The following is a 25137-nucleotide window of genomic DNA, read 5'->3' as shown; positions in this document are numbered from 1 at the left end:
TCAACCACTTGCGCTTCCGATCTCTCGTTAGCGGGAGGCGAATTCTACAGCGTTACACGCTGCTGTCAACACCTCTTTTTCTTCGCTTTCGACCGAGAAGATCGAACCGTTGAAAGCGCCCCAACAAACCGGCATTTCCAACGCCTTCCAGGCTTCGATGAACTGAAGCGGCCCGCCTTCGAAACCTGCTTAACTCATTGAATCTCAAGGAGTTTTCCGCTTCGACTGCGCCGGAAGTGGGGCGAATTATAGAGACTCAGAATCTGCCGTCAACACTTATTTTCACAAACCTGTCATATCGGTCAAAAAAGCCCCGAAACGCGAAGGCCGACCTTAATAGGTCGGCCTTCTTTGCACTGCCCTTCTACTTACAAGCTAGGGAAAGCGAATTGCGAAGCTTCATGGCTCGCACGCTGCGGCCAGCGCTGGGTGATCGCCTTGCGACGGGTATAGAAGCGCACGCCATCCGGACCATAAGCATGCAGGTCGCCGAACAGCGAACGCTTCCAGCCGCCAAAGCTGTGGTAAGCCACCGGCACCGGCAATGGAACGTTGACGCCGACCATGCCGACTTCGATCTCGTCGCAGAACAGACGCGCTGCTTCACCATCACGAGTGAAGATGCAAGTACCGTTGCCGTATTCATGATCGTTGATCAGTTGCATCGCCTCTTCCAGGCTGTTCACCCGGACGACACACAGAACCGGCCCGAAGATCTCTTCTTTATAGATGCGCATCTCAGGAGTGACATTGTCGAACAGGCAGCCACCCAGGAAGAAACCTTCTTCATGACCGGCAACGCTCAGCCCGCGACCGTCGACTACCAGGGTCGCGCCCGCCGCCACGCCATCTTCGACGTAACCGCTGACCTTGTCGCGTGCCTGACCGGTAACCAGCGGCCCCATGTCCAGACCGCAAGAAGTGCCGGCACCGATTTTCAGCGCCTTGATCTGTGGAACCAGTTTGGCCACCAGTGCGTCCGCCACCTGATCGCCCACACACACGGCTACAGAAATCGCCATGCAGCGCTCGCCGCAAGAACCGTAAGCCGCGCCCATCAGGGCGCTGACCGCGTTGTCCAGATCCGCATCCGGCATCAACACCGCGTGGTTCTTCGCCCCGCCCAGCGCCTGAACGCGCTTGCCGCGTTTGGTGCCTTCGGCATAGATGTATTCGGCAATCGGCGTCGAACCCACAAAGCTCAGCGCTTTGACTTCCGGCGCTTCGATCAGCGCGTCCACCGCAGTCTTGTCACCATGCACGACACTCAGCACACCCTTCGGCAAACCGGCTTCCAGCAGCAGTTGCGCGATCAGCAGGGTCGAGCTTGGATCACGCTCGGATGGCTTGAGGATGAAGCAGTTGCCGCAGACGATCGCCAACGGATACATCCACAGCGGCACCATCGCCGGGAAGTTGAACGGGGTGATGCCGGCCACTACGCCCAGCGGCTGGAAATCGGACCAGGCATCGATGTTCGGGCCGACGTTGCGGCTGTACTCGCCCTTGAGGATTTCCGGCGCTGCGCAGGCGAACTCGACGTTCTCGATACCACGTTTCAATTCACCGGCAGCGTCTTCCAGAGTCTTGCCGTGTTCTTCGCTGATCAACTGTGCGATGCGCGCTTCGTTCTGCTCCAGCAGTTGCTTGAAACGGAACATCACCTGAGCACGCTTGGCCGGTGGCGTGTTGCGCCAGGCCGGGAATGCAGCCTTGGCGGCATCGATGGCGTGCTGGATGGTTTCGCGGCTGGCCAGCGGCAGCTTGTGGATTGCCTGACCGGTGGACGGGTTGAATACATCGACCGCGCGACCGTTCTCGGTCACCAGTTCGCCATTGATCAAATGCGGGATAACGCTCATCGGGGAACTCCTGAATTCTTGTGCACAGACGCCCGCAAGAGGCGCCTGCCATTGGCGTAGCTATATAGAAGGAAAATCAGTCGAGCTTGTTCAGCACTTCGCCGACCGCGTCGAACAGACGATCAAGGTCTTGCGGCTTGCTGTTGAAAGTTGGGCCGAACTGCAGCGTGTCGCCGCCGAAGCGCACATAGAACCCGGCTTTCCACAACGCCATACCGGCTTCGAACGGACGCACGATGGCGTCGCCGTCACGACCCGCGATCTGGATCGCACCGGCCAGACCAAAGTTACGAATGTCGATGACGTTCTTCGCGCCTTTCAGACCATGCAGGGCGTTTTCGAAATGCGGTGCGATTTCGGCCACGCTCTGCACCAGGTTTTCCTTTTGCAGCAGGTCGAGTGCCGCCAGGCCCGCGGCGCAAGCCACCGGGTGCGCCGAGTAGGTGTAGCCGTGCGGGAATTCCACAGCGTATTCCGGGGTCGGCTGGTTCATGAAAGTCTGGTAGATCTCGGAGCTGGCAATCACCGCGCCCATCGGGATCGCGCCGTTGGTGACTTGCTTGGCGATGCACATCAGGTCCGGAGTCACACCGAAAGTCGTTGCACCGAACATGGTGCCGGTACGGCCGAAACCGGTGATCACTTCGTCGAACACCAGCAGGATGTTGTGCTGATCGCAAATTTCACGCAGACGCTTGAGGTAGCCCTGTGGCGGAACCAGTACGCCAGCGGAACCGGCCATAGGCTCGACGAACACCGCTGCGATGTTAGACGCATCGTGCAGTTCGATCAGCTTCAGCAGTTCATCGGCCAACGCGATACCGCCCTGCTCCGGCATGCCACGGGAGAACGCATTGCTCGCCAGCAAAGTGTGCGGCAGGTGATCGACATCCATCATTGCCTGACCGAACAGTTTGCGGTTGCCGTTGACGCCGCCGAGGCTGGTGCCGGCGATGTTCACGCCGTGATAGCCACGGGCACGGCCGATCATCTTGGTTTTGGTCGACTGGCCTTTCAGGCGCCAGTAGGCACGGACCATTTTCACCGCGGTATCGGCGCACTCGGAACCGGAGTCGGTGAAGAACACGTGATTCAGGTTGCCCGGCGTCAGGTCGGTGATTTTTTCCGCCAACTGGAACGACAGCGGGTGGCCGTACTGGAAGCCCGGCGAGTAATCGAGAGTGCCCAACTGCTTGGCCACCGCTTCCTGGATTTCCTTGCGGGTATGCCCTGCACCGCAGGTCCACAGACCGGACAGCGAGTCGTACACCTTGCGGCCCTTGTCGTCGATCAGCCAGCTGCCTTCAGCTCCGACGATCAAACGCGGGTCGCGCTGGAAGTTGCGGTTGGCGGTGTACGGCATCCAGTGCGCGTCCAGCTTCAGTTGGCTGGCCAGTGGCGACGACGCGTTTTCAGGCATGTTCATCGGGCAAAACCTCGCAGGGCAATAAGCTTCAGAGAGATAAAAAGCGTTGTTGCAGCTAAATTGCCACGCGGATAAAGTCGGTGAAATTCAACTCTTCTAACCTTCAGTTAGAACTCTGCTAAACAATGAGAACAACAGCATGAGCAGCCGCCGCCCCGATCCACTGGCCCAGGTCAGTGACTTCGACATTCGTCTGCTGCGGATTTTTCGCAGCGTGGTGGAGTGCGGCGGCTTCTCGGCGGCGGAAACCGTGCTCGGCATCGGTCGCTCGGCGATCAGCCAGCAGATGAGCGATCTGGAGCAGCGTCTCGGACTGCGTCTGTGCCAACGCGGGCGCGCGGGTTTCTCGCTGACCGAGGAGGGTCGCGAGGTCTATCAATCGGCGCTGCAGCTTTTAAGTGCGCTGGAAAGTTTCCGCACCGAGGTCAACGGCCTGCACCAGCATTTGCGCGGCGAATTGATCATCGGCCTGACCGACAACCTCGTCACCCTGCCCCACATGCGCATCACCCACGCGCTCGCGCAGTTGAAAGAGCGCGGGCCGGACGTGCAGATCCAGATTCGCATGATCGCCCCCAACGAAGTCGAGCAAGGCGTGCTCGACGGACGCCTGCATGTCGGCGTGGTGCCGCAGGCCAGTGCGTTGTCGGGACTGGAATATCAGCCGCTGTACAGCGAACGTTCACTTCTCTACTGCGCAGTGGGTCATCCGCTGTTTTATGTCGACGATAAACAGCTGGATGACAAGCGCCTCAACAGTCAGGACGCCATTGCCCCGACCTTCCGTTTGCCGGCGGAGATCCAGGCGCACTATCAGGCCCTCAATTGCACCGCCAGCGCTTCCGACCGTGAAGGCATGGCGTTCCTGATTCTGACCGGGCGCTACATCGGCTACCTGCCGGATCACTACGCCAGCCTCTGGGTGCAACAAGGTCGCTTGCGCGCGCTCAAGGCCAGTACGCGGTTCTACGACTTGAGCCTGGCCTCGGTCACCCGCAAGGGCCGTCGCCCGCATCTGGTACTGGAAAGCTTTCTCGAAAGCCTGGCCGCCACCCGCTGATGACCGGGGTTTTATTCGACCGGGGCTTGTTCCGCGCCGACGGTTGCGCTATCAACGCAACTGGTTGCACCCCACAGACAAACCCGGAAGTGCCTATGACCTTTGAAGTCCCCGCTCACGGCGGCAAACCCGCCAGCCGCATTCGTCAGAAGAACGAAGAGACCATCATCAAAGCCGCCGAAGACGAGTTTGCCCGTCACGGTTACAAAGGCACGAGCATGAACACCATCGCCACCAAGGCCGGGCTGCCCAAGGCGAACCTGCATTACTACTTCACCAACAAGCTGGGTCTGTACGTGGCGGTGCTGAGCAACATCCTTCAATTGTGGGACAGCACCTTCAACACCCTGACGGCCGAAGACGATCCGGCCGAAGCGCTGACCCGCTACATCCGCGCGAAAATGGAATTTTCCCGGCGCCAGCCGCAAGCGTCGCGAATCTTTGCGATGGAAGTGATCAGCGGCGGCGAATGCCTGACCGAATACTTCAACCAGGATTACCGCGCCTGGTTTCAGGGCCGCGCCAGTGTATTTCAGGCCTGGATCGACGCGGGCAAAATGGACCCGGTCGACCCGGTGCACCTGATCTTCCTGTTGTGGGGCAGCACCCAGCATTACGCCGACTTCGCCACCCAGATCTGCCGGGTGACCGGTCGCAGCAAGTTGACCAAGCAAGACATGGAAGACGCCGGCAACAATCTGATCCGCATCATCCTCAAAGGCTGCGGCCTCACTTCTTCCATATAAGTCGTTTTATGCCATTCACCCTCAGCGGCTTCTGCGAATTTCGCGAAGAGATTCGCAAAAGCCGTTTCATCACCTTCGCCGCGCCGATCGCAAGCCCCACTGAGGCGCAAGCCTTCATCGAGCAACACAGCGACTTGAATGCCTCGCACAATTGCTGGGCGTGGAAACTTGGCGATCAGTACCGCAGCAACGACGACGGCGAACCCGGTGGCACAGCAGGTCGACCGATTCTCGCGGCCATCGAAGCGCAGGACTGCGATCAGGTCGCGGTGCTGGTGATCCGCTGGTACGGCGGCATTCAACTGGGCACCGGCGGTCTGGCCCGGGCCTATGGCGGCGGCGCCAACAAATGCCTGCAAGCAGCGCCGAAGATCGAATTGATCAGTCGTGTGCCCGTGCGTTGCGCCTGCGCCTTTGGCGAACTGGCGATGGTGAAGCTGCGGATTGCGGATCTGGGCGGATTGGTGGTGGAAGAAAACTTCACCGCCAATGGTGTCGAGTTGCAACTGGCCATGGGCGAAGCGCACATCGAGCTGCTGCAGAAACAGTTGGCCGATCTGAGCCGTGGACGAATCCTGCTGCAGCGTTGAGCCCTCGTCCTGTTTTGGGGCACAAGCCGTTTGCTTATGCCCGTGACTTGCCCACATCCGCTGTGCACCCGGCTGTGGATAACCTGAGCACAGGCTGCTGTAACCCTTCTGTCACGTGGCTTTGCGGGATTTGCTCACTTTTCGTCCAAACGGCTGACCCGGCGAACAATTTCACGTAAAAACAATCGCTTAGCGTTGTTTATCGCCTTTAGAAGAAAGCCCGGCAGTGCTTATGCCCGGGATTCTGTCTTGCGCACAAATACTGTGGAGCAACCTGTGGATAAGCCGTTCATGGCTGGCGCAGTCGCCGGTTCTGTATGGCTTGGACGGGGTTGCTCGTTTTTTGATCAGCCAGGCGCGGGCAAAACTGGAGCCTGATCAACGGCTTTGCCCTCATGTGGTGCCGCACAAGACGTCGAACTTACTTCACAGGCTCTGCGCCAAAGGCTGGCAAACAGCGGCCGCCTGCGTTCCTGACTCAATGGCCAGGAAATTGCTTTATCCACAGGCACAACTCCAAGCGACCCGAGCCTGCCATGCCAAACCCCACGTCCACACCGCGCCTGCAACTGCGCCACATCAGCAAACGTTATCCCGGTTGCCTCGCCAATGACGCCATCGACCTGAGCATCGCCCCCGGTGAAATCCACGCGCTGCTCGGTGAAAACGGTGCCGGTAAAAGTACGTTGATGAAAATCATCTACGGCGTCACCCACGCCGATTCGGGTGAGATGCTGTGGCAGGGTCAACCGGTGACCATGCGCAACCCCGCCCAGGCGCGGCAGTTGGGAATCGGCATGGTGTTTCAGCATTTCTCGCTGTTCGAGACTTTGAGCGTTGCGCAAAACATCGCACTGGCGATGGGCCCGGCGGCTGGTTCGCCGAAACAGCTTGAAGCGAAAATCCGTGAAGTGTCGCGCCGATACGGCATGGCGCTGGAGCCCCAGCGACTTGTCCACAGCCTGTCGATCGGCGAGCGGCAACGGGTCGAGATCGTTCGCTGCCTGATGCAGGACATTCGCCTGCTGATTCTCGATGAACCGACCTCGGTGCTCACGCCGCAGGAAGCCGACGAGTTGTTCATCACCCTGCGCCGGCTGGCGGCCGAGGGCTGCAGCATTCTGTTCATCAGCCACAAACTCGGTGAGGTGCGCGCCTTGTGCCACAGCGCCACGGTGCTGCGTGGCGGGCGGGTTGCCGGGCATTGCGTGCCGGCCGATTGCAGCGATCGGCAACTGGCGCAATTGATGGTGGGCGACGCCGCGACATTGATCGGCGAGTTCACGAAAGCCACCGGCGGCGCGGCGTTTTTGCAACTCAGCGGATTGAACTGGCACAACCCGGATCCGTTTGGCTGTTCACTGAGCGACATCGACCTGCAGGTGCGCAGCGGTGAAATCGTCGGCATCGCTGGCGTGGCAGGCAACGGTCAGGACGAGTTACTGGCCTTGCTCAGCGGCGAACAGACATTGCCCAACAACGCAGCGTCAACCATCCGCTTCCGAGAACACGCTGTCGCCGATCTGCGCCCGGATGCGCGACGCAAACTCGGTCTGGCGTTCGTCCCCGCCGAACGCCTCGGGCATGGCGCGGTGCCGGACATGAGCCTGGCGGACAACGCCCTGCTTACCGCCTTCCAACAAGGCCTGGTCAGCCACGGCTTGATCGAGCGCGGCAAGGTCGAAGCCCTCGCCGAAACGATCATCCAGCGCTTCGGCGTGAAAACCCCGGACACTCAAACCGCTGCCCGCAGCCTGTCCGGCGGCAATCTGCAGAAATTCATCCTTGGCCGGGAAATCCTCCAGCAACCGAAACTGCTGATCACCGCGCATCCGACCTGGGGCGTGGATGTCGGCGCGGCGGCCACCATCCACCGCGCTCTGATTGCCCTGCGCGATGCCGGGGCGGCGATTCTGGTGATTTCCGAAGACCTCGACGAACTGTTCCAGATCAGCGATCGCCTCGGCGCGCTGTGCGGCGGGCGTCTGTCGGCGTTGCAGGACACCGCGCTGACCCGACTCAGCGACGTCGGCGGCTGGATGGCCGGCCAATTCGACACCCCTCAATCACAACCGGCCACGGTTTAACGGAGCTTTCCCATGTTGCTTTCCCTTGAACCCCGTGGCCGGCAATCGCGCCTGATGCTGTGGTGCTCGCCAGTACTGGCGGCAGCGCTGACGCTGGTCTGCGGGTCGTTGCTGTTCGTCGCCCTTGGCCATGATCCAATGAAGACTCTGCACACGTTGCTGATCGCTCCGGTCAGTGACCTGTATGGCGTTTCCGAACTCTTGGTCAAAACCCTGCCGATCCTGTTGTGCGCACTCGGCCTCGCAGTGGCCTATCAGGCGCGGATCTGGAACATCGGCGCCGAAGGCCAGTTGCTGCTCGGCGCTCTGGCCGGCAGTGCGCTGGCGGTGAACATCATTGATATGCAAAGCCGCTGGGCGCTGGTGCTGATCCTTCTCACAGGCACCCTCGCCGGCGCCGCGTGGGCCGGGCTCACCGCCTGGTTGCGCACTCGCTTCAACGCCAACGAAATTCTTACCAGCATCATGCTCAATTACATCGCGCTGAACCTGTTGCTGTTCTGCGTGCACGGGCCGCTGAAAGACCCGGCCGGATTCAATTTTCCCGAGTCGGCAATGTTCAGCGACGCCAGCCGCCTGCCGCTGTTGATGGAGGACGGTCGCGCGCATATCGGCGTGTATTTCGCCTTGCTCGCGCTGGTCACGGTGTGGGTGTTGCTGCAGAAAAGTTTCGTCGGTTTCCAGATCAAGGTGTTGGGGCTGGACAAGCGTGCAGCAGGATTTGTCGGGTTTCGCGAGAAACGTCTGATCTGGCTCGCACTGCTGATCAGTGGTGGGTTGGCGGGGCTTGCCGGTGTCTGCGAAGTCACCGGACCGATCGGCCAACTGGTGCCGCAGGTCTCGCCGGGTTACGGCTATGCAGCGATCACTGTGGCGTTTCTCGGCAGGCTGAATCCGGTCGGGATTCTGTTTTCCAGCCTGTTGATGGCGCTGCTGTACATCGGTGGCGAGAGCGCGCAGATGACGTTGAATCTGCCACAGGCGATCACCCAGCTGTTCCAGGGAATGATGCTGTTTTTCCTGCTGGCCTGTGACGTGCTGATCCTCTATCGGCCACGCCTGAACCTGCGCTGGGTGCGGCGCACTTCTACCACCGCCGTAACTGCCGGAGCGTTGTGATGGATATCGATCTGTTGAGCAATATTTTCTACGCCATGGTGCGCTGCGGTACGCCACTGCTGCTGGTGGCATTGGGCGAATTGATCTGCGAGAAGAGCGGCGTACTCAACCTTGGTCAGGAAGGCATGATGCTGTTTGGCGCGGTGATCGGTTTCATCGTCGCGTTCAACAGCGGCAACCTCTGGTTGGGCGTTGTGTTGGCGATGCTTGCCGGGATGTTGCTGTCGTCGCTGTTTGCCCTGGTGGCGCTGGTGTTCAACGCCAATCAGGTGGCGACCGGGCTGGCACTGACAATTTTTGGCGTGGGTCTGTCGACCTTTGTCGGCGCAGCGTGGGTCGGCAAACCGCTGGCCGGTTTCGAGCCGCTGGCCATTCCTTACTTGAGCGAAATCCCGCTGATCGGCCGCATGCTGTTTGCCCAGGATCTGCTGGTGTACCTGTCGTTCGCGCTGTTTGCGCTGGTAGCCTGGGTGATCGTGAAGAGCCGTGTCGGGCTGATCATTCAAGCGGTCGGCGAGAATCCCGACGCAGCGAGTGCCATGGGTTTGCCGGTACTGACCGTGCGTACCCTGGCCGTATTGTTCGGCGGGGCGATGGCCGGACTGGCCGGGGCTTATCTGTCGCTGGCGTACACGCCGATGTGGGCCGAGAACATGACCGCTGGACGCGGCTGGATTGCGCTGGCGCTGGTGGTGTTCGCCAGTTGGCGGGTGTGGCGACTGTTGCTCGGCGCGTATCTGTTCGGACTCGCCAGCATCCTGCACCTGGTGGCGCAGGGGTTGGGGCTGGCGATTCCTTCGAGCTTGCTGGCGATGCTGCCGTATGTCGCGACCATTCTGGTGCTGGTGTTGTTGTCGCGGGATGCAGTGCGTACGCGGCTGTATGCGCCGGTGTCACTGGGGCAGCCGTGGCAGGCCGGGCATTAAACCGTGACGGCTCGCGACAGCGGCCGAACCGGCAACGCCTGAGCGATGCCCCACGCCAGTTCGAGCACCAGGAAACCCACCACCAAAGAACTGGCGCCGTGGGCCAGGGCATACGTCATCCACGCGGCGAACAGAAACCGGGCCACCGCGTCATAGCGCCCATAAACCGGCTGCGGATCACGAATCCGCAGCACCGCCCACAAGCACACTACCGAACCAAACAGATTGGCTATCAGCAGATGCGCCGGTTCGAACGGCGGCAGCTCGCCGGGCAGCTCCAGCGCCTGACTCAGTGCCGTCAGCAACCCATGCAACACAGCAAAACTCCACGGTGTGACAAACGCCGCCGTCACGATCAAGTCATACCAGGCGCTGCCGCGCACCAACTGCCGATACTGCGTTGAAGTCCACATCATCCTTGCTCCGAAAATTCAGGGAGCAACCACGGTAAAGCCTGGAGTATGCTCCAGGGTCAAACACTTTCGAGACCTGCAAGATGCGCATCGGTGAATTGGCCCAGGCCTGCGATGTCAGCCGTGACACGCTGCGTTTTTACGAGGAGCGCGGATTGATCGCGGCGCAACGCAGCGCCAACGGTTATCGCGACTATCCGCCGGAGATGGTGCAATTGGTGCTCTACATCAAAACGGCACAGCGTCTGGGCTTTACCCTCGGCGAGATCGGCAGCAGCGTTGGCGCGTTGTGGCAATCGCCAAATCCCGACACCACCGTCACGCAACTGCTGCAAGACAAACTCAAGCTGGTCGAAACCCGCATCGCCGAACTCGGCGAGCTGCGCCACGAATTGCAGCATCGGCTCGGTCAACGCTGTCCATTGAACCCGTGATCTTTCAACTTTCGAGGAAAGCCCATCATGTCCGCATTGAATTCTGCCAAGCACGCACTGATCATCGGCGCCTCCCGGGGCCTGGGCCTGGGACTGGTGAAAACCCTGCTGGCCGACGGCTGGCAAGTCACCGCCACGGTTCGCAATCCTTCCAACGCCGAGGCGCTCAAAGCACTGGGTAACGTACAGATCGAAAAACTCGACATGGATGACCAGCAAGCGGTAATCGCCCTGAGCCAGAAGCTCAAGGGCGAGACCTTCGACCTGCTGTTCGTCAACGCCGGGGTCAAGGGGCCTGAAGTCCAGACTCCGGGCGGCGCGACGCTGGCGGAAGTCGGTCAGCTGTTCTTCACCAACGCCGTGGCGCCGATCAATCTGGCCCAGCGCTTCGTCGGGCAGATTCGCGACGGCAGCGGCGTGCTGGCGTTCATGAGTTCGGTGCTGGGCAGCGTGACCATGCCCGACGCGCCGGAACTGGCGCTGTACAAGGCCAGCAAGGCGGCGCTGAACTCGATGACCAACAGCTTCGTCACTCAGTTGGGCGAGCAGAAACTCACGGTGTTGTCGCTGCATCCGGGCTGGGTGAAAACCGACATGGGCGGCGAAGGCGCCGACATCGACGTGGAGACCAGCACCCGTGGCCTGGTGGATCAAGTGGGCGCGTTTGCCGGAAAGGGCGGCCATCACTTCGTGAACTACAAGGGTGAAACCATTCCCTGGTAACCGCTGGACCCTGTGGGGGTTTGCTCCCGCAGGGTTATCCCGGTGTCTGGTCGGGTCGGGCTTGCCCGTCGCAACATTTTGTTCGAAACTCCGCACCTCGTCCTTCGCGGCGACCCTGGATCAGCAGACAGGGCAACACTGAGCTGGCAACCCTGAACCCAACTTTCAGAGGAGCCGGCCACAATGCCTGCGACCCGTATCTGGTTAAAAAATCCCCTCGCCATTTTCACGGCCAACGGTCTCGATGCCCGTGGCGGCCTGGTGCTGCAAGACGGTGTGATCACCGAAGTGCTCGGCGCTGGCCAGCAACCCTCCGCCCCCTGCAATGAAGTGTTCGACGCCCGTGAACACGTGATCCTGCCGGGCCTGATCAACACCCACCACCACTTCTATCAGACCCTCACCCGCGCCTGGGCGCCGGTGGTCAATCAGCCGTTGTTCCCGTGGCTGAAAACCCTCTACCCGGTGTGGGCGCGCCTGACGCCTGAAAAACTCGCGCTCGCCACCAAAGTCGCGCTGGCCGAGTTGTTGTTGTCGGGTTGCACCACCGCTGCCGACCACCATTACCTGTTCCCGGATGGCCTGGAAAACGCCATCGACGTGCAAGTCGAAACCGTGCGCGAACTGGGCATGCGCGCCATGCTCACCCGTGGCTCGATGAGCCTCGGCGAGAAGGACGGCGGCCTGCCGCCGCAGCAGACCGTGCAGGAAGGCCAGGTGATTCTCGACGACAGTCAGCGGCTGATTCACGAGTACCACGAACGTGGCGACGGTGCGCAAATCCAGATCGCTCTGGCGCCGTGCTCGCCGTTTTCGGTGACCCCGGAAATCATGTCCGCCAGCGCCGAACTGGCGAACAAGCTTGATGTACGCCTGCACACTCACCTCGCCGAAACCCTCGACGAAGAAGATTTCTGCCTGCAACGCTTCGGCCTGCGCACCGTGGATTATCTGGACAGCGTCGGCTGGCTAGGCCCGCGCACCTGGCTGGCCCACGGCATCCATTTCAACCCCGACGAAATCGCCCGTCTCGGCGCGGCCGGCACCGGTATCTGCCACTGCCCGAGCTCGAACATGCGCCTGGCGTCCGGCATTTGCCCGAGCATCGAACTGACCGATGCCGGCGCGTTGTTCGGTATCGGTGTGGATGGTTCGGCGTCCAACGATGCGTCGAACATGATCCTCGAAGCGCGTCAGGCGCTGTACATCCAGCGCCTGCGTTATGGCGCCGAGAAGATCACCCCGGAACGTGTGCTGGGCTGGGCAACCAAGGGTTCGGCGAGCCTGCTGGGCCGCACCGATATCGGTGAACTGGCGGTGGGCAAGCAGGCGGATCTGGCGTTGTTCAAGCTGGATGAACTGCGCTTCTCCGGCAGCCATGACCCGATCTCGGCGCTGTTGTTGTGCGGCGCGGATCGTGCGGATCGGGTGATGGTCGGCGGCAAGTGGCGTGTGGTTGACGGGCAGGTTGAAGGCCTGGATCTCAAAGGCCTGATTGCCGATCACAGCCAGGCGGCCCGGCAGTTGATCGCCGGCACCTGATCTCCCCCCCTCTGATCGTTCCCACGCTCCGCGTGGGAATGCATACAGGGACGCTCTGCGTCCCAGCGTAGGACGCGGAGCGTCCTTTGCGGCATTCCCACGCAGAGCGTGGGAACGATCTGTCGGTGCTGGTCGCTCTCAGAGGCCGAGCAGCGACAACATGATGAACGTCGCAAACAGCACAAAGTGGGTCATGCCTTCGATGGCATTGGTCTCACCGTCATTAAGGTTGATCGCGCTGACGATCAGCGTGATGAAGATCATCACCGTCTGCACCGGCGTCATCGCCATCTGAAACGGCTGCCCCGTGTAAAGCGCCATTGCTTCCATCACCGGCACCGTCAGGATCACCGTCGACAACGAAGCCCCCATCGCGATGTTGACAACCGACTGCATACGGTTGGCCAACGCTGCGCGCAATGCGGTCAGAATCTCCGGCGCTGCCGAAATCGCCGCCACCAGAATCGCCGTGATCACCGGCGGTGCGCCCGTCCCTTCCAGGCCCAGATCGAGGGTCTTGGACATCACTTCCGCCAGTGCGCCAATCACCACCACACCGAACACCAGAATGCCTATCGACAGCGCCAGGCTGACCGGTTTCGGCTCCTGCTCCACCGGCTCTTTCTTGCGGCGTTTGTCCGGGTAGCTGTAGCTGAAAAAGTAGCTGTGCGGCCCGACCTGCATGCGCAGGAACAACGCATAAAGCAACACCATCGCGCCGATGGTGAACGCCGAATAGAGTTTCCAGTTGGCCTTGGGAATGAACTCCGGCACCACCATCGACACGCCCATGGCGGTGAGGATCATCACGCTGTAACTGCGGGCCGAATCATCGTTGTAGGACTGTTCGCCATGCTTGATCCCGCCCATCAGCGCGGCGAGACCGAGGATGCCGTTGATGTCGAGCATCACCGCCGAATAGATCGTGTCGCGCACCAGGGTCGGCGAGGCTTCGTTGCTCATCATGATCGCCAGGATCACCACTTCCACCAGCACGGCGGCGAGCGTCAGGATCATCGTGCCGTACGGGTCGCCGACTTTTTCCGCGAGCAGTTCAGCCTGATGGGCGACGCGCATCGAGGCGGCGACGATGAACGCGATCAGCACCAGCCCGGCCGTCAGGGCAACGATCTGGCCGCTGTGCAGCAACCAGTGCTCCAGCGGATAGGCAACACAGGCGGCGATGACGGCCAACAGCAGAAAGCTTTCTTGCTTGAGGATGGTGAACATGACGGGCCTTTTTTGCCGAAGAGTGCGAATGAGCTACTGACTGCGGGGCGGCGCTAACGTTTCGTTACACCTTAGCGCACCAGTGGATGGCGTCCCTGTACGGCCATGCACTTTTTTCGGCCCGGCCGGCCTCATCGCGAGCAAGCTCGCTCCCACAGGGATCGCGTTTTTTTGTGGGAGCGGGCTTGCCCGCAAAGGCCTCGCCGCGATTTCGAATCGATTTGTTGTCCGCTTGGTCAGCCTTTTGCATTGCCCTCCCCACACACAACAAAAGGGAGTTCGCGTTCATGCAAAAACGTCCACTGCAAACACTGCTGTGCATCGCCATGGGCCTTGGCCTCAGCCTGAGCGCCAGTGCCGCCGATCCACTGAAAGTCGGCTTCGTCTACATCGGCCCCATCGGCGACCACGGCTGGACGTATCAGCATGAACAGGGGCGCAAGGCGCTGGCGGAAAAACTCGGCACACAGATCACCACCAACTACGTGGAAAACGTCGCCGAAGGCGCCGATGCCGAGCGGGTGATCCGCAACATGGCCAAGGACAACTACGACCTGATCTTCACCACCTCTTTCGGCTACATGAACCCGACGGTGAAAGTGGCCAAACAGTTTCCCAAGGTGACCTTCGAACACGCCACCGGCTACAAGCAGGACAAAAACCTCGGCACCTACCTCGCTCGTACCTACGAGGGCCGTTATGTCGGCGGTTTCCTGGCCGCGAAAATGACCAAGACCAAAAAGATCGGCTACGTAGCCTCGTTCCCGATCCCGGAAGTGATCCGCGACATCAACGCCATCCAGCTGGCCCTGAACAAATACAACCCCGGCACGGAGATCAAAGTGGTGTGGGTCAACTCCTGGTTCGATCCGGGCAAAGAGGCTGACGCCGCCAACGCGCTGATCGATCAGGGCGTGGACGTGGTGTTCCAGCACACCGACAGTCCGGCGCCGATCCAGGCCGCCGAACGGCGCGGTGTGTATGCCGTGGGCTACGCTTCGGACATGGCGCACTTCGGGCCGAAAGCGGTGCTGACCTCGATCGTCAACGACTGGGCGCCGCACTACATTCAGGCGACCCAGAGCGTGATCGACCACACCTGGAAATCCCAGGACTACTGGGGCGGGTTGAAGGAAGGCACGGTCGAACTGCCGATCAGTGATCTGGTGCCGGCACCGGTGAAGGCCGAAGCCGAGCAGATCATCGCCGACATCAAGAGCGGTGCCCTGCAACCATTCACCGGGCCGATCAAGGATCAGGCCGGGGTCGAGAAAATCCCGGCGGGCGTGAGCGCGACCAACGCCGAACTGGCGTCGATGAATTACTACGTCGAAGGCATGAAGGCCGAGATGCCGAAGTAACCAACCTGACGCCGACCTGACCCTGATCGTTCCCACGCTCTGCGTCGGAACGATCAATAAAGAGCATTCGAAATGAACCAACTCCCGATCATCGATATCTCGCCGCTTTACTCCAACGACCAGAACGCCTGGCCCGCCGTCGCCGAACAGATCGACCACGCCTGCCGCGAATGGGGCTTTTTCTACATCAAGGGTCATCCGATTTCTGCGCAGCGCATCGCCGCCCTGCTTGATTACGCGCAGCGCTTCTTTGCGCAACCGGCAGAAGAAAAACTCAAGATCGACATCACCCGGACCGTCCATCATCGCGGCTACGGCGCCATTGCCACCGAACAACTCGACCCGGACAAACCCAGCGACCTCAAGGAAACCTTCGACATGGGCCTGCACCTGCCGGCCGATCATCCCGAGGTGCTGGCGGAAAAACCCTTGCGCGGCCCCAACCGTCATCCAGCGATGCCCGGCTGGGAAGCGCTGATGGAGCAACACTATCTCGACATGCAGGCCCTCGCGCAAACCCTGTTGCGGGCCATGACTCTGGCGCTGGGCATCGAGCGCGACTTCTTCGACACTCGCTTCAATGAACCGGTCAGCGTGCTGCGAATGATCCACTACCCGCCGCGCCACACCGCCAGTTCCGCCGAGCAGCAAGGTGCCGGCGCGCACACCGATTACGGCTGCATCACTTTGTTGTATCAGGACGCGGCCGGTGGCTTGCAGGTGAAAAACGTCCAAGGCCAGTGGATCGACGCACCGCCCATCGAAGGTACCTTTGTGGTCAACCTCGGCGACATGATGGCGCGCTGGAGCAACGACCGTTATCGCTCGACCCCGCACCGGGTCATCAGCCCGCTCGGCGTGGATCGCTACTCGATGCCGTTCTTCGCCGAGCCGCATCCGGATACCCGCATCGAGTGCCTGCCCGGTTGCCAGGACGCACAGCATCCGGCGAAATATCCGACCACCACCTGCGCCGAGTTCCTGCTGTCGCGCTTCGCCGATACCTACGCCTATCGACGGGAGCAGGAAGCGGTGTGATGGATCGGTTGGTCAGGTTTTGCCAATTGTTTCGGCGCGCATCTGTAGAATGCCGTCATTGCACCTGATGAGAAAAGAATATGTACGACTGGCTCAACGCCCTGCCCAAAGCCGAACTGCACCTGCACCTCGAAGGCTCGCTGGAGCCCGAGCTGCTGTTCGCCCTGGCCGAACGCAACAAGATCGCCCTGCCGTGGAGCGACGTTGAAACCCTGCGCAAGGCTTACGCCTTCAACAACCTGCAGGAATTTCTCGACCTGTATTACCAGGGCGCCGACGTGTTGCGCACCTCCCAGGATTTCTACGACCTGACCTGGGCCTACCTGCTGCGCTGCAAAGAACAGAACGTGATTCACACCGAGCCGTTCTTCGATCCGCAGACCCACACCGACCGTGGCATCCCGTTCGAAGTGGTGCTCAACGGCATCGCCGCCGCGCTGAAGGATGGCGAGCAGCAACTGGGCATCACCAGCGGCTTGATCCTGAGTTTCCTGCGCCACCTGAGCGAAGACGAAGCACAGAAAACCCTCGACCAGGCGCTGCCGTTCCGCGATGCATTCGTTGCGGTGGGTCTGGACAGTTCCGAGATGGGTCACCCGCCGAGCAAGTTCCAGCGCGTGTTCGACCGTGCCCGTCACGAAGGCTTCCTCACCGTCGCCCATGCCGGTGAGGAAGGCCCGCCGGAGTACATCTGGGAAGCCATCGACCTGCTGAAAATCCAGCGCATCGACCACGGCGTACGCGCCATCGAAGACGAGCGCCTGATGCAGCGGATCATCGACGAGCAGATCCCGCTGACCGTGTGCCCGCTGTCGAACACCAAGCTCTGCGTGTTCGATCACATGTCGCAGCACAACATCCTCGACATGCTCGAGCGCGGCGTGAAGGTCACGGTGAATTCCGATGACCCGGCGTACTTCGGTGGTTACGTGACCGAGAACTTCCATGCGCTGCACACCCATCTGGGCATGACCCAGGATCAGGCCAAACGCCTGGCGCAGAACAGTCTGGATGCGCGATTGGTAAAACCGTAAAGGCACAAAGCCGTTCGAACATGCCCGTGTTCGAACGGCTTTTCAGTTCTCAGCGCACGACCGCTTCGGTCAGCTCTTCCAGCGTCTTGCCGCGGGTCTCCATCCCGAACAGCCACACCACTGCCGCCGCGATCGCAAAGCACAACGCACCCAGCGCAAACACCCCGCCCTGCCCGGTGATCGGGAACACCAGCCCGGTGACCAACGGCCCGAGCAGCGAGCCGACGCGTCCGATGGCCGAAGCAAACCCCGAGCCCGTTGCCCGCGCCGAGGTCGGATAGAGTTCCGGCGTGTAGGTGTAGAGCACCGCCCACATGCCGAACAGGAAAAACTGCATCAACAGACCCGTGCCGATCAGCAGCGCCACGTTGCCGCCAAACACCGCGCTTTGTCCGTACAGAAACGCCATCACCCCGCCGCCGAGCAACGTGACGATGCACACCGGCTTGCGACCCCAACGCTCCACCAGCCAGGCGGCCATCAGGAAGCCAGGAATCCCGCCGAGGGAAATCAGCACCGTGTAATACACCGACTGGGTCACGGCAAAACCCGATTGTTGCAACAACGCACTGAGCCACGAGGTCAGGCCGTAGAAACCGAGCAACGCGAAGAACCACAGGCTCCAGATCATCGTCGTGCGCTGGCGATACAACGGTGACCAGATCTGCTTGAGCGCCGAAAGGAAATGGCCCGGAGGGGTCATGCTTCGTGGCAGACGAACCGGCTCCGGCAATGCAGCACCGCCGAGCGAGGCCTGTACCCGCGCTTCGATCCCGCGCAAAACCTTGTCCGCCGCGTCATGCTTGCCGGCCTGTTCCAGCCAGCGCGGCGACTCGGGAATGAAAAAGCGGATCGCCAGCACGAACACCGCCGGCACCGCCAACACCAGGAAGATGTCGCGCCAGCCAATCAACGGCAGCAGGAAATACGACAGTATCCCGGCAGCCACGAAACCGAGCGGCCAGAAACCGTCCATCAAGGCAATGTAACGACCCCGACGCTGCGCGGGGATCAACTCCGACAACATGGACTGGGCAATCGGAAACTCCATGCCCATGCCTATCCCCAGCAGAATGCGAAACAGCGTCAGGCTCTCGACCGTCTGCGCCGTGGAACACAGGTAACTGGCCAGCCCCCACAAGACGATGCTCCATTGGAACACCGGTTTGCGACCGAACCGATCAGCCAGCAGTCCGGACAGCGACGCCCCCAGCACCATGCCGAAAAAACTCGAACTGGCCAGTAGGCCAGCCTGCGCACTGCTCAGGCCGAACTCGGCTTTGATCGAGCCGAGCAGGAAGGTCATCATCGCCAGATCCATGGAGTCGAAGAAAAACGCCAGGGCGATGATGATGAAGATGATCCGGTGATAACCGCTGACTGGCAGACGCTCCAGTCGATCTGCCGCGCTGAAGTTTCCCGTGTCCATGCCACCTCCTCAATCCGAAAAGTCCCCGGATCGAGTGTGCGCGATAGCGGTGACGCGCCTGTGCCAGTTGCGACGTGCTCGCAGCCGCTGGCGACGCTTGCTAGCAAATCAGTGGAGGAAAGCGCTCTACAACGCCATTTCCAGCTCGGTTTCACAGGCAAATCGATGAATTTCCCGCTGGCCCGCCGCCGTCAGTTGCAAGGCGCGGGAATCGTTGGGCAGCACCAGCCAGCCCGACTGCATGAACAACTGCAGCAACGCCGCTCCCAGCGAGCCACCCATGTGCGGGCGACGTTCGCTCCAGTCCGGACAGGCGCACGCCACCTGGGCATTGCGGTGGGCCAGCGCCTGGATATAAACGCCGCGCCCGGCCAATTGTGTCGAGCCTTTATGCGTGACTACCACTCGATGCTCAAGCTGTTCGATCCATCCGGCATCAAGCAGGCGCTGGTACAGGTCGGCGGCCAGCGTTCCGCCCAGATGGTCGTCACAAAACCTTGCGCGCAGCAGTGATGAAGGAGCCGCCTGGGGTCTGACGACCGGCGAGGCACGCTTGAACACTTCGGGGATTTCTCGCGGAGCGCTGGCCAACGTGGCGCTGGCGAGCGCTTCGATGGCTGCGCCGATTTCGGGAGCCGCCAGGCGGAAGAAGCGTTTGCGACCGCGCGCCTCGACCTTCAACAGACCGCCAGCGGACAAGCGCCCCAGATGCGCACTGGCCGATGACGGCGAAAGCCCCGCCAGCAACGCCAGTTCCTCGGTCTGCCGCGCCGAGCCATCCATGAGCGCCCACATCATTGCGCTGCGTTTGGGATCGGCCAGCAACGTGGCGATCTGGCTGATGCAAGGTGCATGTTCCATCTATTCACTCCCTGTTGAATCGTATCGTCTACAGCTCATAGACATCTTGACCAGTAATCAGTCGTCGGCCAAGGCGCGCAAAATACCTTGAGCCGAAGCGAGGCAGCGCGCCGCAGCAAGGAAACCGCAGCACTGTCGCGACCCTCGACCCTACCCGGCCGGTTGCGGTCTGATCGTTCTCGCATCGGCCTTTTGGTGCGGGCAACAGGCGGCCGTTAGTATAAGCGGGTTGCTCGCGGCGTCCTGCGCCGGAGTGCCCGTGGCTGGTGATTGTTCCTGAGAGAAATTTCGCTATTTACCTGCGACTAATGGTCAGACTTCTGGAAAACGGGAAAACGGCTACCCAATTCGGCGCAACGGCTGGCGAGCATTTCCCTCAGAAGGTTCACTGGCTTACTCAATTGTGCGCGATGGGCGCACAGCAGATTCAGCGGAGCGCGTTCGCAGAGCAGCTCCGGCAGCAGCACTTTCAGCCGCCCCGCCAGCACATCACCGGCCACATCGAGCCACGACTTGTAGGCGATGCCGGCTCCCGCCACCGCCCACAGGCGTACCACATCGGCGTCGTCACTGAAGCGGTCGCCACTGACCGTCAGGCCGACTTCACGCTTGCCGTCGTGGAAACTCCAATGGTCGTGCACCCGGCCACCGAGCATATAAAGCAGGCAGTTGTGCTGAGCGAGCTGTTCCAGATGCAGCGGCTCGCCGTGCCGGGCCAGGTAGGCGGGCGATGCGCACAGCACCCGTCGGTTGTGCGGGGCAATCGGCAACGCCACCAGGCTCGAATCCTCCGGCTCGCCATAGCGCAAGGCGATGTCCACCGGCTGGCGAAACAGGTCAGCGATGCGGTCGCCCAGCAGCAGGCGCACCGTCAGCTTCGGGTGTTCACGCTGAAAATCATCGAGCCACGGCAACAGCAGGTTGCGCCCGAAGTCGGAGGGCGCCGACAGCTGCAGAATCCCGCTGACCTGATCCTGCCCGCTGGCCAGCAGGCGGCGGCCTTCATCGAGATTGCTCAGCGCCGCCCGGGCGTATTCGAGAAACCCTTCACCTTCGGCCGTCAGCCGCAGGCTACGAGTGGAGCGCGCCAACAGCCGCGCGCCCAATTGCTGCTCGATCCGTTTGAGCGCAGCACTAGCCACGGCGGCGGACATGTCCATCACCCGCGCCGCCGCCGACAGGCTGCCCAGATCCGCCGCCCGAACAAACAACTGCAAGTCATCGAAACGCAGCATCCTCAGCCCCGATTATCAAAAAAATATTGAAAGAGACTGCTCTTTTAGCCGGTTTTATCTCCCGCAGAAATAGCCAATCATGCCATCCATCGAATTCATCCCGTCCCGGAGTCGAACATGTCCCAGCCTTTCACCGCCATCGCCACCCTGATCGCCCGACCTGGCCAGCAGGAGGCCCTCGAACAGCACCTGCGCGCTCTGATCGAGCCGACCCACGCCGAAGCCGGTTGCGGTCAATACGAACTGCACCAGGACCTGGCCAATCCGCTGGCCTTCTACATGATCGAGCAGTGGGCCAGCGACGAAGCCCTGCAGGCTCACGATGCCAGCGCCCATATCCAGCACTTCCGCAGCCAGGCCGAGGCGTTCCTCGAACACTTCGAACTCAAGCGCCTGCGCGTCATTGCCTGAAGCCTTCCTTATATTCACTGTTGGAGATTTCCATGAAAGCCATCGCCTATTACGCCTCGCTCCCGATCAGCGACGAAAAATCCCTGCAAGACATCGAATTGCCGGAACCGGTAGCGGGCCCCCGCGACCTGCTGGTAGAAGTCAAAGCGATTTCGGTCAACCCGGTCGACACCAAGGTTCGCCAGAACGTCGCGCCCGAAGGCGGCGCCGCCAAGGTACTGGGCTGGGACGTGGCCGGTGTGGTCAAGGCCGTCGGCAGTGAAGTGACCCTGTTCAAGGCCGGCGACAAGGTGTTCTACGCCGGTTCCATCGCCCGGGCCGGTGGCAACAGCGAACTGCACGTGGTGGATGAGCGGATCGTCGGCCATATGCCGAAAACCCTCGGTTTCGCCGAAGCTGCCGCCCTGCCGCTGACGGCGATCACGGCTTGGGAGTTGTTGTTTGAACGCCTGCAGATTCGCGAAGGCAATACCGATGAAGGCCAGAGCCTGCTGATCGTCGGCGCGGCCGGCGGCGTCGGTTCGATCCTCACCCAACTCGCCAGCCAGTTGACCGGGCTCAAGGTGATCGGCACCGCCTCCCGCCCGGAGACCCGCGACTGGGTGACCGAACTGGGCGCTGATCGGGTGATCGATCACAGCCAGCCGTTGAGCGAAGAGCTGAAACGCGCCGGTGTCGCCCACGTGACCCACGTCGCCAGCCTCACCCAGACCGACCAGCACCTGGACCAACTGGTCGAAGCCCTGGCACCGCAAGGCAAGCTGGCGCTGATCGATGATCCGAAGGCGCTGGACGCGACCAAGCTCAAGCGCAAGAGCCTGTCGCTGCACTGGGAGTTCATGTACACCCGCTCGCTGTTCGAAACCGCGGACATGATCGAGCAGCACAAACTGCTCAACCGGGTGGCCGGGCTGATCGACAGCGGGACCTTGAAAACCACGGTCGGCGAGCACTTCGGCACGATCAACGCGAGCAACCTGCGCCGCGCCCATGAGTTGCTGGAAAGCGGCAAGGCCAAGGGGAAAATTGTTTTAGAAGGTTTCTAAAACTCGGAAGACCGCAGCCTTCTTCAGCCTCTGATGTGGCTGGCTCGGGGGCTGCGGTGTTTTTTTGCCGTCAGTCAGATGCTTGACCCTTGTCACAATTGCGATCGTATTCAGGACTACACTCGAGTCCTCTGCGATGCAATCTTTTACGTACGGGAGGTCAGCAATGAAGATCCTGATAAAAGAAGTGGCAAAGTCCCAGTGGCAAGTTCGTCTCGACCAGCACGCCGTGACCTTCCGCAGTGAGGCCGAAGCTCGCGCCTTCACTCGCACCCTCGAAGCGCGTCTGCGCGCGCCCCATCAGATTCCCGATCCCGACCAGCAGCGCGCTGTCGGCTGAGGCTTTCGACTTCAGATTTCAGCCTGCGCCTTTGCCAGCGCCCGGGCATTCTGTATGCGCCGGGTAAGCATCGCTGCACACACCACCAGCAGACCACACAGGCTGATGACAGTGGCCATCGGCACGGCGGTGCCATCGTGCAGGATCCCCACCAGCGCCGAAGCCCCGGCGGCGACACTGAATTGCAGGCTGCCGAGCAAGGCTGAAGCACTGCCGGCGCGACCACCCTGCCCGTTCATTGCACACGCTGCCGCGTTGGGGCTGATGCAACCAAGGCTGGCCACGCAGATGAACAACGGAATCAGCAATGGCCACAGCGCTTCGGTGTGCAAGGCGCCGACCGCAAGCAGCGTCAGCCCGGCACACAGGTAAACCCAGACCGCTCGCGACAGCAGGAAGGCCGGGCCACGTTTGGCCAGCAGCCGCGCATTGACCTGCGCCACCAGAATGAACCCGGCCGCGTTGGTACCGAACAGCCAGCCGAAGTGCTCGGCGGGTACGCCATACAATTTGATGAAAATGAACGGGGAACCGGCGATGTAGGCAAACATCCCGGCGATGGCGATGCCGCCGGTCAGGGCATGGCCCATGTAGACCGGATCGGTCAGCAACCGGCCGTACTGACGCAGGGCGCCAGACAACGGCTGACGCGGAACATGCGCCGGCAGACTTTCCGGCAGGCCGAGGGCTACCGCCAGTCCGGCCAAGGCACTGAAACCGGTCAGCACCAGGAAGATCGACTGCCATCCCGACGTGTTCACCAGCAGGCCGCCGAGCATCGGCGCCAGAATCGGTGCCAGCCCCATCACCAGCATCAGTTGCGAGAAGACTTTCGCCGAGCCCACCGCATCGCATTTGTCGCTGACCACCGCTCGGGCAATCACCATCCCCGCACAGCCGCCCAGCGCCTGCAAGAGCCGCGCGCCGATCAGCCATTCCAGATTCGGTGCGTAGGCGCAGGCCACTGACGCCAGCGTGAACAGCGTCAGACCAATGAGCAGCGGAATCCGCCGACCGAAGCGATCCGCCAACGGCCCGTAAGCCAGTTGGCCGATGGACAGGCCGAAAAAGTAAGCCGACAGCGTCAGCTGGACGTGTTTCTCATCCGTGCCGAACGCCAGCGCCATGGTTGGAAAGGCGGGTAGATAGAAGTCGATCGCCAACGGACCGAAAGCGGTCAGGGCACCGAGAATCAGAAGGGTACGGAAGTTCATCAGGCGTCCAGTTCGGGCGGCGGTTGGGTTGGGCAGTCGGACTGACTATGCAGCCCGACAGTCTAGCCGCGCGAGGACGCCTTGAACATTCCGGTAGCTCGCTAACTATTAAAAAGATCAGGCGAGTTTGATCGCATAACCTTCTTCGCTGATCGCCTCGATCACTTGCTCGGCGCTCAGCGCACTTTCGACGCCGACTTCCTTCGCCGCCAGATCGACCCGCACGCTGGCGGCCGGATCCTTGCTCTGCACCGCCTGGGTGACAGCTTTGACACAGTGACCGCAGGACATGCCTTCAACAGTGAACACTTGCATGGAATGACTCCTTTGAGTGAGGTTGCCGGCAGTCTCGGGCTTGCCACAATGGCAAGGTCAAGTTCTGCAAAAAACTGCCGGGCTGGCAATCGGCGCCGCGCTCGGCCAAGCTGCGTGCATCAATGACATGAATTCAGGAGATTCAGCCATGCGCTGGTCAGCTTTCAGCCTGTTTGGCTTACTCAGCCTCTTTGCCGCGATCCCTTCGGTGCATGCCGCCGGGGAAGATTACGGGGTGCTGATCATTTCCCGCGAGCGCCTGGAAGTCGCGACCTCGTGCGAAATCGGCGTGTACATCCAGGATCAACTGTCGGCGCGCCTGTTCCAGGAGCAAAGCACTTCGTTCAACCTGCCGCCGGGCAATGTCTCGCTGCGCCTGAAACTGCTGCCGGGGCAAATGCCGGGTTGCAACCCGGGCATGCTCGCGCCAGGTTCGCAGGAGATCAAACTGCATGCCGGCGACATCCTGAAATTCCGCATCGCGATGAATGCGGAAGGCATGTACCTCAAGCCGACCGGCCTCGGCTACTAAGGCCTGCCGCTCGTTCCCACGCTCTGCGTGGGAATGCCTCTTGTGACGCTCTGCGTCACGCTTTGGGACGCAGAGCGTCCCCGGCTGCATTCCCACGCGGAGCGTGGGAACGATCAGGCGAACAAGCGAGCAGCCGGTAGCGGAAACTGGTGCTTGACCTTGC

At 61.2% G+C, this 25137-nt stretch carries 25 protein-coding genes; 16 read left to right on the top strand and 9 right to left on the bottom strand.

The genetic code is table 11. The annotated features are described in order from the left end of the window. Window positions 1-368: 368 nt before the first annotated feature. Both CAF73_RS18950 and CAF73_RS18945 read right to left on the bottom strand, forming a co-directional pair. Window positions 369-1862 (bottom strand): CoA-acylating methylmalonate-semialdehyde dehydrogenase, encoded by a 1494-nt coding sequence (locus tag CAF73_RS18950; RefSeq protein ID WP_011332326.1) that lies wholly within the window; start codon window positions 1860-1862, stop codon window positions 369-371. 76 nt (window positions 1863-1938) lie between these two features. Then, complete coding sequence (locus CAF73_RS18945) at window positions 1939-3288, bottom strand: aspartate aminotransferase family protein (protein WP_085700928.1); 1350 nt, start codon at window positions 3286-3288, stop codon at window positions 1939-1941. A 139-nt stretch (window positions 3289-3427) separates the two neighbouring features. On the opposite strand from CAF73_RS18945, the gene CAF73_RS18940 reads away from it, so the two are divergent. The 6 genes from CAF73_RS18940 (at window position 3428) to CAF73_RS18915 (ending at window position 9816) form a co-directional block, all read left to right on the top strand. Beyond that, complete coding sequence (locus CAF73_RS18940) at window positions 3428-4348, top strand: LysR family transcriptional regulator (protein WP_085690635.1); 921 nt, start codon at window positions 3428-3430, stop codon at window positions 4346-4348. A 95-nt stretch (window positions 4349-4443) separates the two neighbouring features. Further along, window positions 4444-5094, top strand: a complete 651-nt coding sequence (locus tag CAF73_RS18935; protein ID WP_085700929.1) for a TetR/AcrR family transcriptional regulator — start codon at window positions 4444-4446, stop codon at window positions 5092-5094. A gap of 8 nt (window positions 5095-5102) precedes the next feature. Beyond that, window positions 5103-5684: a YigZ family protein gene (locus CAF73_RS18930; protein ID WP_085703495.1), complete on the top strand. Its 582-nt coding sequence runs from the start codon at window positions 5103-5105 to the stop codon at window positions 5682-5684. A gap of 536 nt (window positions 5685-6220) precedes the next feature. Continuing rightward, the gene (locus CAF73_RS18925) at window positions 6221-7771 is read left to right on the top strand and encodes an ABC transporter ATP-binding protein (protein ID WP_085703494.1); all 1551 of its coding nucleotides are present in this window, start codon (window positions 6221-6223) and stop codon (window positions 7769-7771) included. A 12-nt stretch (window positions 7772-7783) separates the two neighbouring features. After that, a complete protein-coding gene (locus CAF73_RS18920) occupies window positions 7784-8890 on the top strand; it encodes an ABC transporter permease (protein WP_085703493.1) in 1107 nt (368 codons plus the stop codon). Continuing rightward, window positions 8890-9816 (top strand): ABC transporter permease, encoded by a 927-nt coding sequence (locus CAF73_RS18915; RefSeq protein ID WP_085609257.1) that lies wholly within the window; start codon window positions 8890-8892, stop codon window positions 9814-9816. The genes CAF73_RS18920 and CAF73_RS18915 overlap by 1 nt, the downstream gene beginning before the upstream one ends. Here CAF73_RS18915 and CAF73_RS18910 read toward each other — a convergent pair. Next, window positions 9813-10229, bottom strand: coding sequence for a hypothetical protein (locus tag CAF73_RS18910; RefSeq protein WP_085700933.1), 417 nt, complete (start codon window positions 10227-10229; stop codon window positions 9813-9815). The two genes, CAF73_RS18915 and CAF73_RS18910, sit on opposite strands and share 4 nt — an antisense overlap. Window positions 10230-10312: 83 nt before the next feature. On the opposite strand from CAF73_RS18910, the gene CAF73_RS18905 reads away from it, so the two are divergent. From CAF73_RS18905 to CAF73_RS18895, 3 genes are all read left to right on the top strand, one after another. Beyond that, window positions 10313-10663 carry a MerR family transcriptional regulator gene (locus tag CAF73_RS18905; protein WP_085700934.1) on the top strand — a complete coding sequence of 117 codons (351 nt, stop codon included), beginning with the start codon at window positions 10313-10315 and terminating at the stop codon, window positions 10661-10663. A gap of 36 nt (window positions 10664-10699) precedes the next feature. Beyond that, on the top strand, window positions 10700-11386 hold the full coding sequence (locus CAF73_RS18900; RefSeq protein WP_085701019.1) for an SDR family oxidoreductase: 687 nt from the start codon (window positions 10700-10702) through the stop codon (window positions 11384-11386). A gap of 183 nt (window positions 11387-11569) precedes the next feature. Beyond that, on the top strand, window positions 11570-12928 hold the full coding sequence (locus CAF73_RS18895) for an 8-oxoguanine deaminase (protein ID WP_085703492.1): 1359 nt from the start codon (window positions 11570-11572) through the stop codon (window positions 12926-12928). A 138-nt stretch (window positions 12929-13066) separates the two neighbouring features. Here CAF73_RS18895 and CAF73_RS18885 read toward each other — a convergent pair whose 3' ends face one another. After that, complete coding sequence (locus CAF73_RS18885) at window positions 13067-14158, bottom strand: calcium:proton antiporter (RefSeq protein WP_085700937.1); 1092 nt, start codon at window positions 14156-14158, stop codon at window positions 13067-13069. A gap of 287 nt (window positions 14159-14445) precedes the next feature. Here CAF73_RS18885 and CAF73_RS18875 point away from each other — a divergent pair, with 287 nt between their 5' ends. The 3 genes from CAF73_RS18875 to CAF73_RS18865 all read left to right on the top strand — a co-directional run bounded on the left by CAF73_RS18875 (window position 14446) and on the right by CAF73_RS18865 (window position 17591). Beyond that, window positions 14446-15519, top strand: coding sequence for a BMP family ABC transporter substrate-binding protein (locus CAF73_RS18875; RefSeq protein WP_085703489.1), 1074 nt, complete (start codon window positions 14446-14448; stop codon window positions 15517-15519). Window positions 15520-15591: 72 nt separating this feature from the next. Beyond that, window positions 15592-16557: an isopenicillin N synthase family oxygenase gene (locus CAF73_RS18870; protein ID WP_085703488.1), complete on the top strand. Its 966-nt coding sequence runs from the start codon at window positions 15592-15594 to the stop codon at window positions 16555-16557. 80 nt (window positions 16558-16637) lie between these two features. Beyond that, complete coding sequence (locus CAF73_RS18865) at window positions 16638-17591, top strand: adenosine deaminase (RefSeq protein ID WP_007958502.1); 954 nt, start codon at window positions 16638-16640, stop codon at window positions 17589-17591. A 49-nt stretch (window positions 17592-17640) separates the two neighbouring features. Here CAF73_RS18865 and CAF73_RS18860 read toward each other — a convergent pair whose 3' ends face one another. From CAF73_RS18860 to CAF73_RS18850, 3 genes are all read right to left on the bottom strand, one after another. Beyond that, window positions 17641-19020 (bottom strand): MFS transporter, encoded by a 1380-nt coding sequence (locus CAF73_RS18860; RefSeq protein WP_085703487.1) that lies wholly within the window; start codon window positions 19018-19020, stop codon window positions 17641-17643. A gap of 126 nt (window positions 19021-19146) precedes the next feature. Next, window positions 19147-19881 (bottom strand): helix-turn-helix transcriptional regulator, encoded by a 735-nt coding sequence (locus tag CAF73_RS18855; RefSeq protein ID WP_085700942.1) that lies wholly within the window; start codon window positions 19879-19881, stop codon window positions 19147-19149. Between the two features lie 305 nt (window positions 19882-20186). Next, entirely contained in the window at window positions 20187-21116 is a 930-nt protein-coding gene (locus CAF73_RS18850; RefSeq protein ID WP_085700943.1) for a LysR family transcriptional regulator, read from the bottom strand. Window positions 21117-21233: 117 nt separating this feature from the next. On the opposite strand from CAF73_RS18850, the gene CAF73_RS18845 reads away from it, so the two are divergent. The 3 genes from CAF73_RS18845 (at window position 21234) to CAF73_RS30225 (ending at window position 22913) form a co-directional block, all read left to right on the top strand. After that, on the top strand, window positions 21234-21527 hold the full coding sequence (locus CAF73_RS18845) for a putative quinol monooxygenase (protein WP_085703486.1): 294 nt from the start codon (window positions 21234-21236) through the stop codon (window positions 21525-21527). A 32-nt stretch (window positions 21528-21559) separates the two neighbouring features. Beyond that, a complete protein-coding gene (locus tag CAF73_RS18840) occupies window positions 21560-22573 on the top strand; it encodes a zinc-binding alcohol dehydrogenase family protein (protein ID WP_085703485.1) in 1014 nt (337 codons plus the stop codon). Window positions 22574-22739: 166 nt separating this feature from the next. After that, window positions 22740-22913, top strand: a complete 174-nt coding sequence (locus tag CAF73_RS30225) for a hypothetical protein (RefSeq protein ID WP_170929797.1) — start codon at window positions 22740-22742, stop codon at window positions 22911-22913. 11 nt (window positions 22914-22924) lie between these two features. Here CAF73_RS30225 and CAF73_RS18835 read toward each other — a convergent pair whose 3' ends face one another. Both CAF73_RS18835 and CAF73_RS18830 read right to left on the bottom strand, forming a co-directional pair. Then, a complete protein-coding gene (locus CAF73_RS18835) occupies window positions 22925-24127 on the bottom strand; it encodes a multidrug effflux MFS transporter (protein WP_085703484.1) in 1203 nt (400 codons plus the stop codon). 117 nt (window positions 24128-24244) lie between these two features. Beyond that, on the bottom strand, window positions 24245-24442 hold the full coding sequence (locus CAF73_RS18830; protein ID WP_007958490.1) for a heavy-metal-associated domain-containing protein: 198 nt from the start codon (window positions 24440-24442) through the stop codon (window positions 24245-24247). Between the two features lie 148 nt (window positions 24443-24590). Here CAF73_RS18830 and CAF73_RS18825 point away from each other — a divergent pair, with 148 nt between their 5' ends. Then, the gene (locus tag CAF73_RS18825) at window positions 24591-24974 is read left to right on the top strand and encodes a hypothetical protein (protein ID WP_085700948.1); all 384 of its coding nucleotides are present in this window, start codon (window positions 24591-24593) and stop codon (window positions 24972-24974) included. The last annotated feature ends 163 nt before the right edge of the window (window positions 24975-25137 follow it).

Source organism: Pseudomonas sp. B15(2017) (assembly GCF_002113215.1).
Classification (GTDB): domain Bacteria; phylum Pseudomonadota; class Gammaproteobacteria; order Pseudomonadales; family Pseudomonadaceae; genus Aquipseudomonas.
Note: the sequence above shows the minus strand (reverse complement) of the source record. Positions and strands in the feature narration are given on the sequence as shown.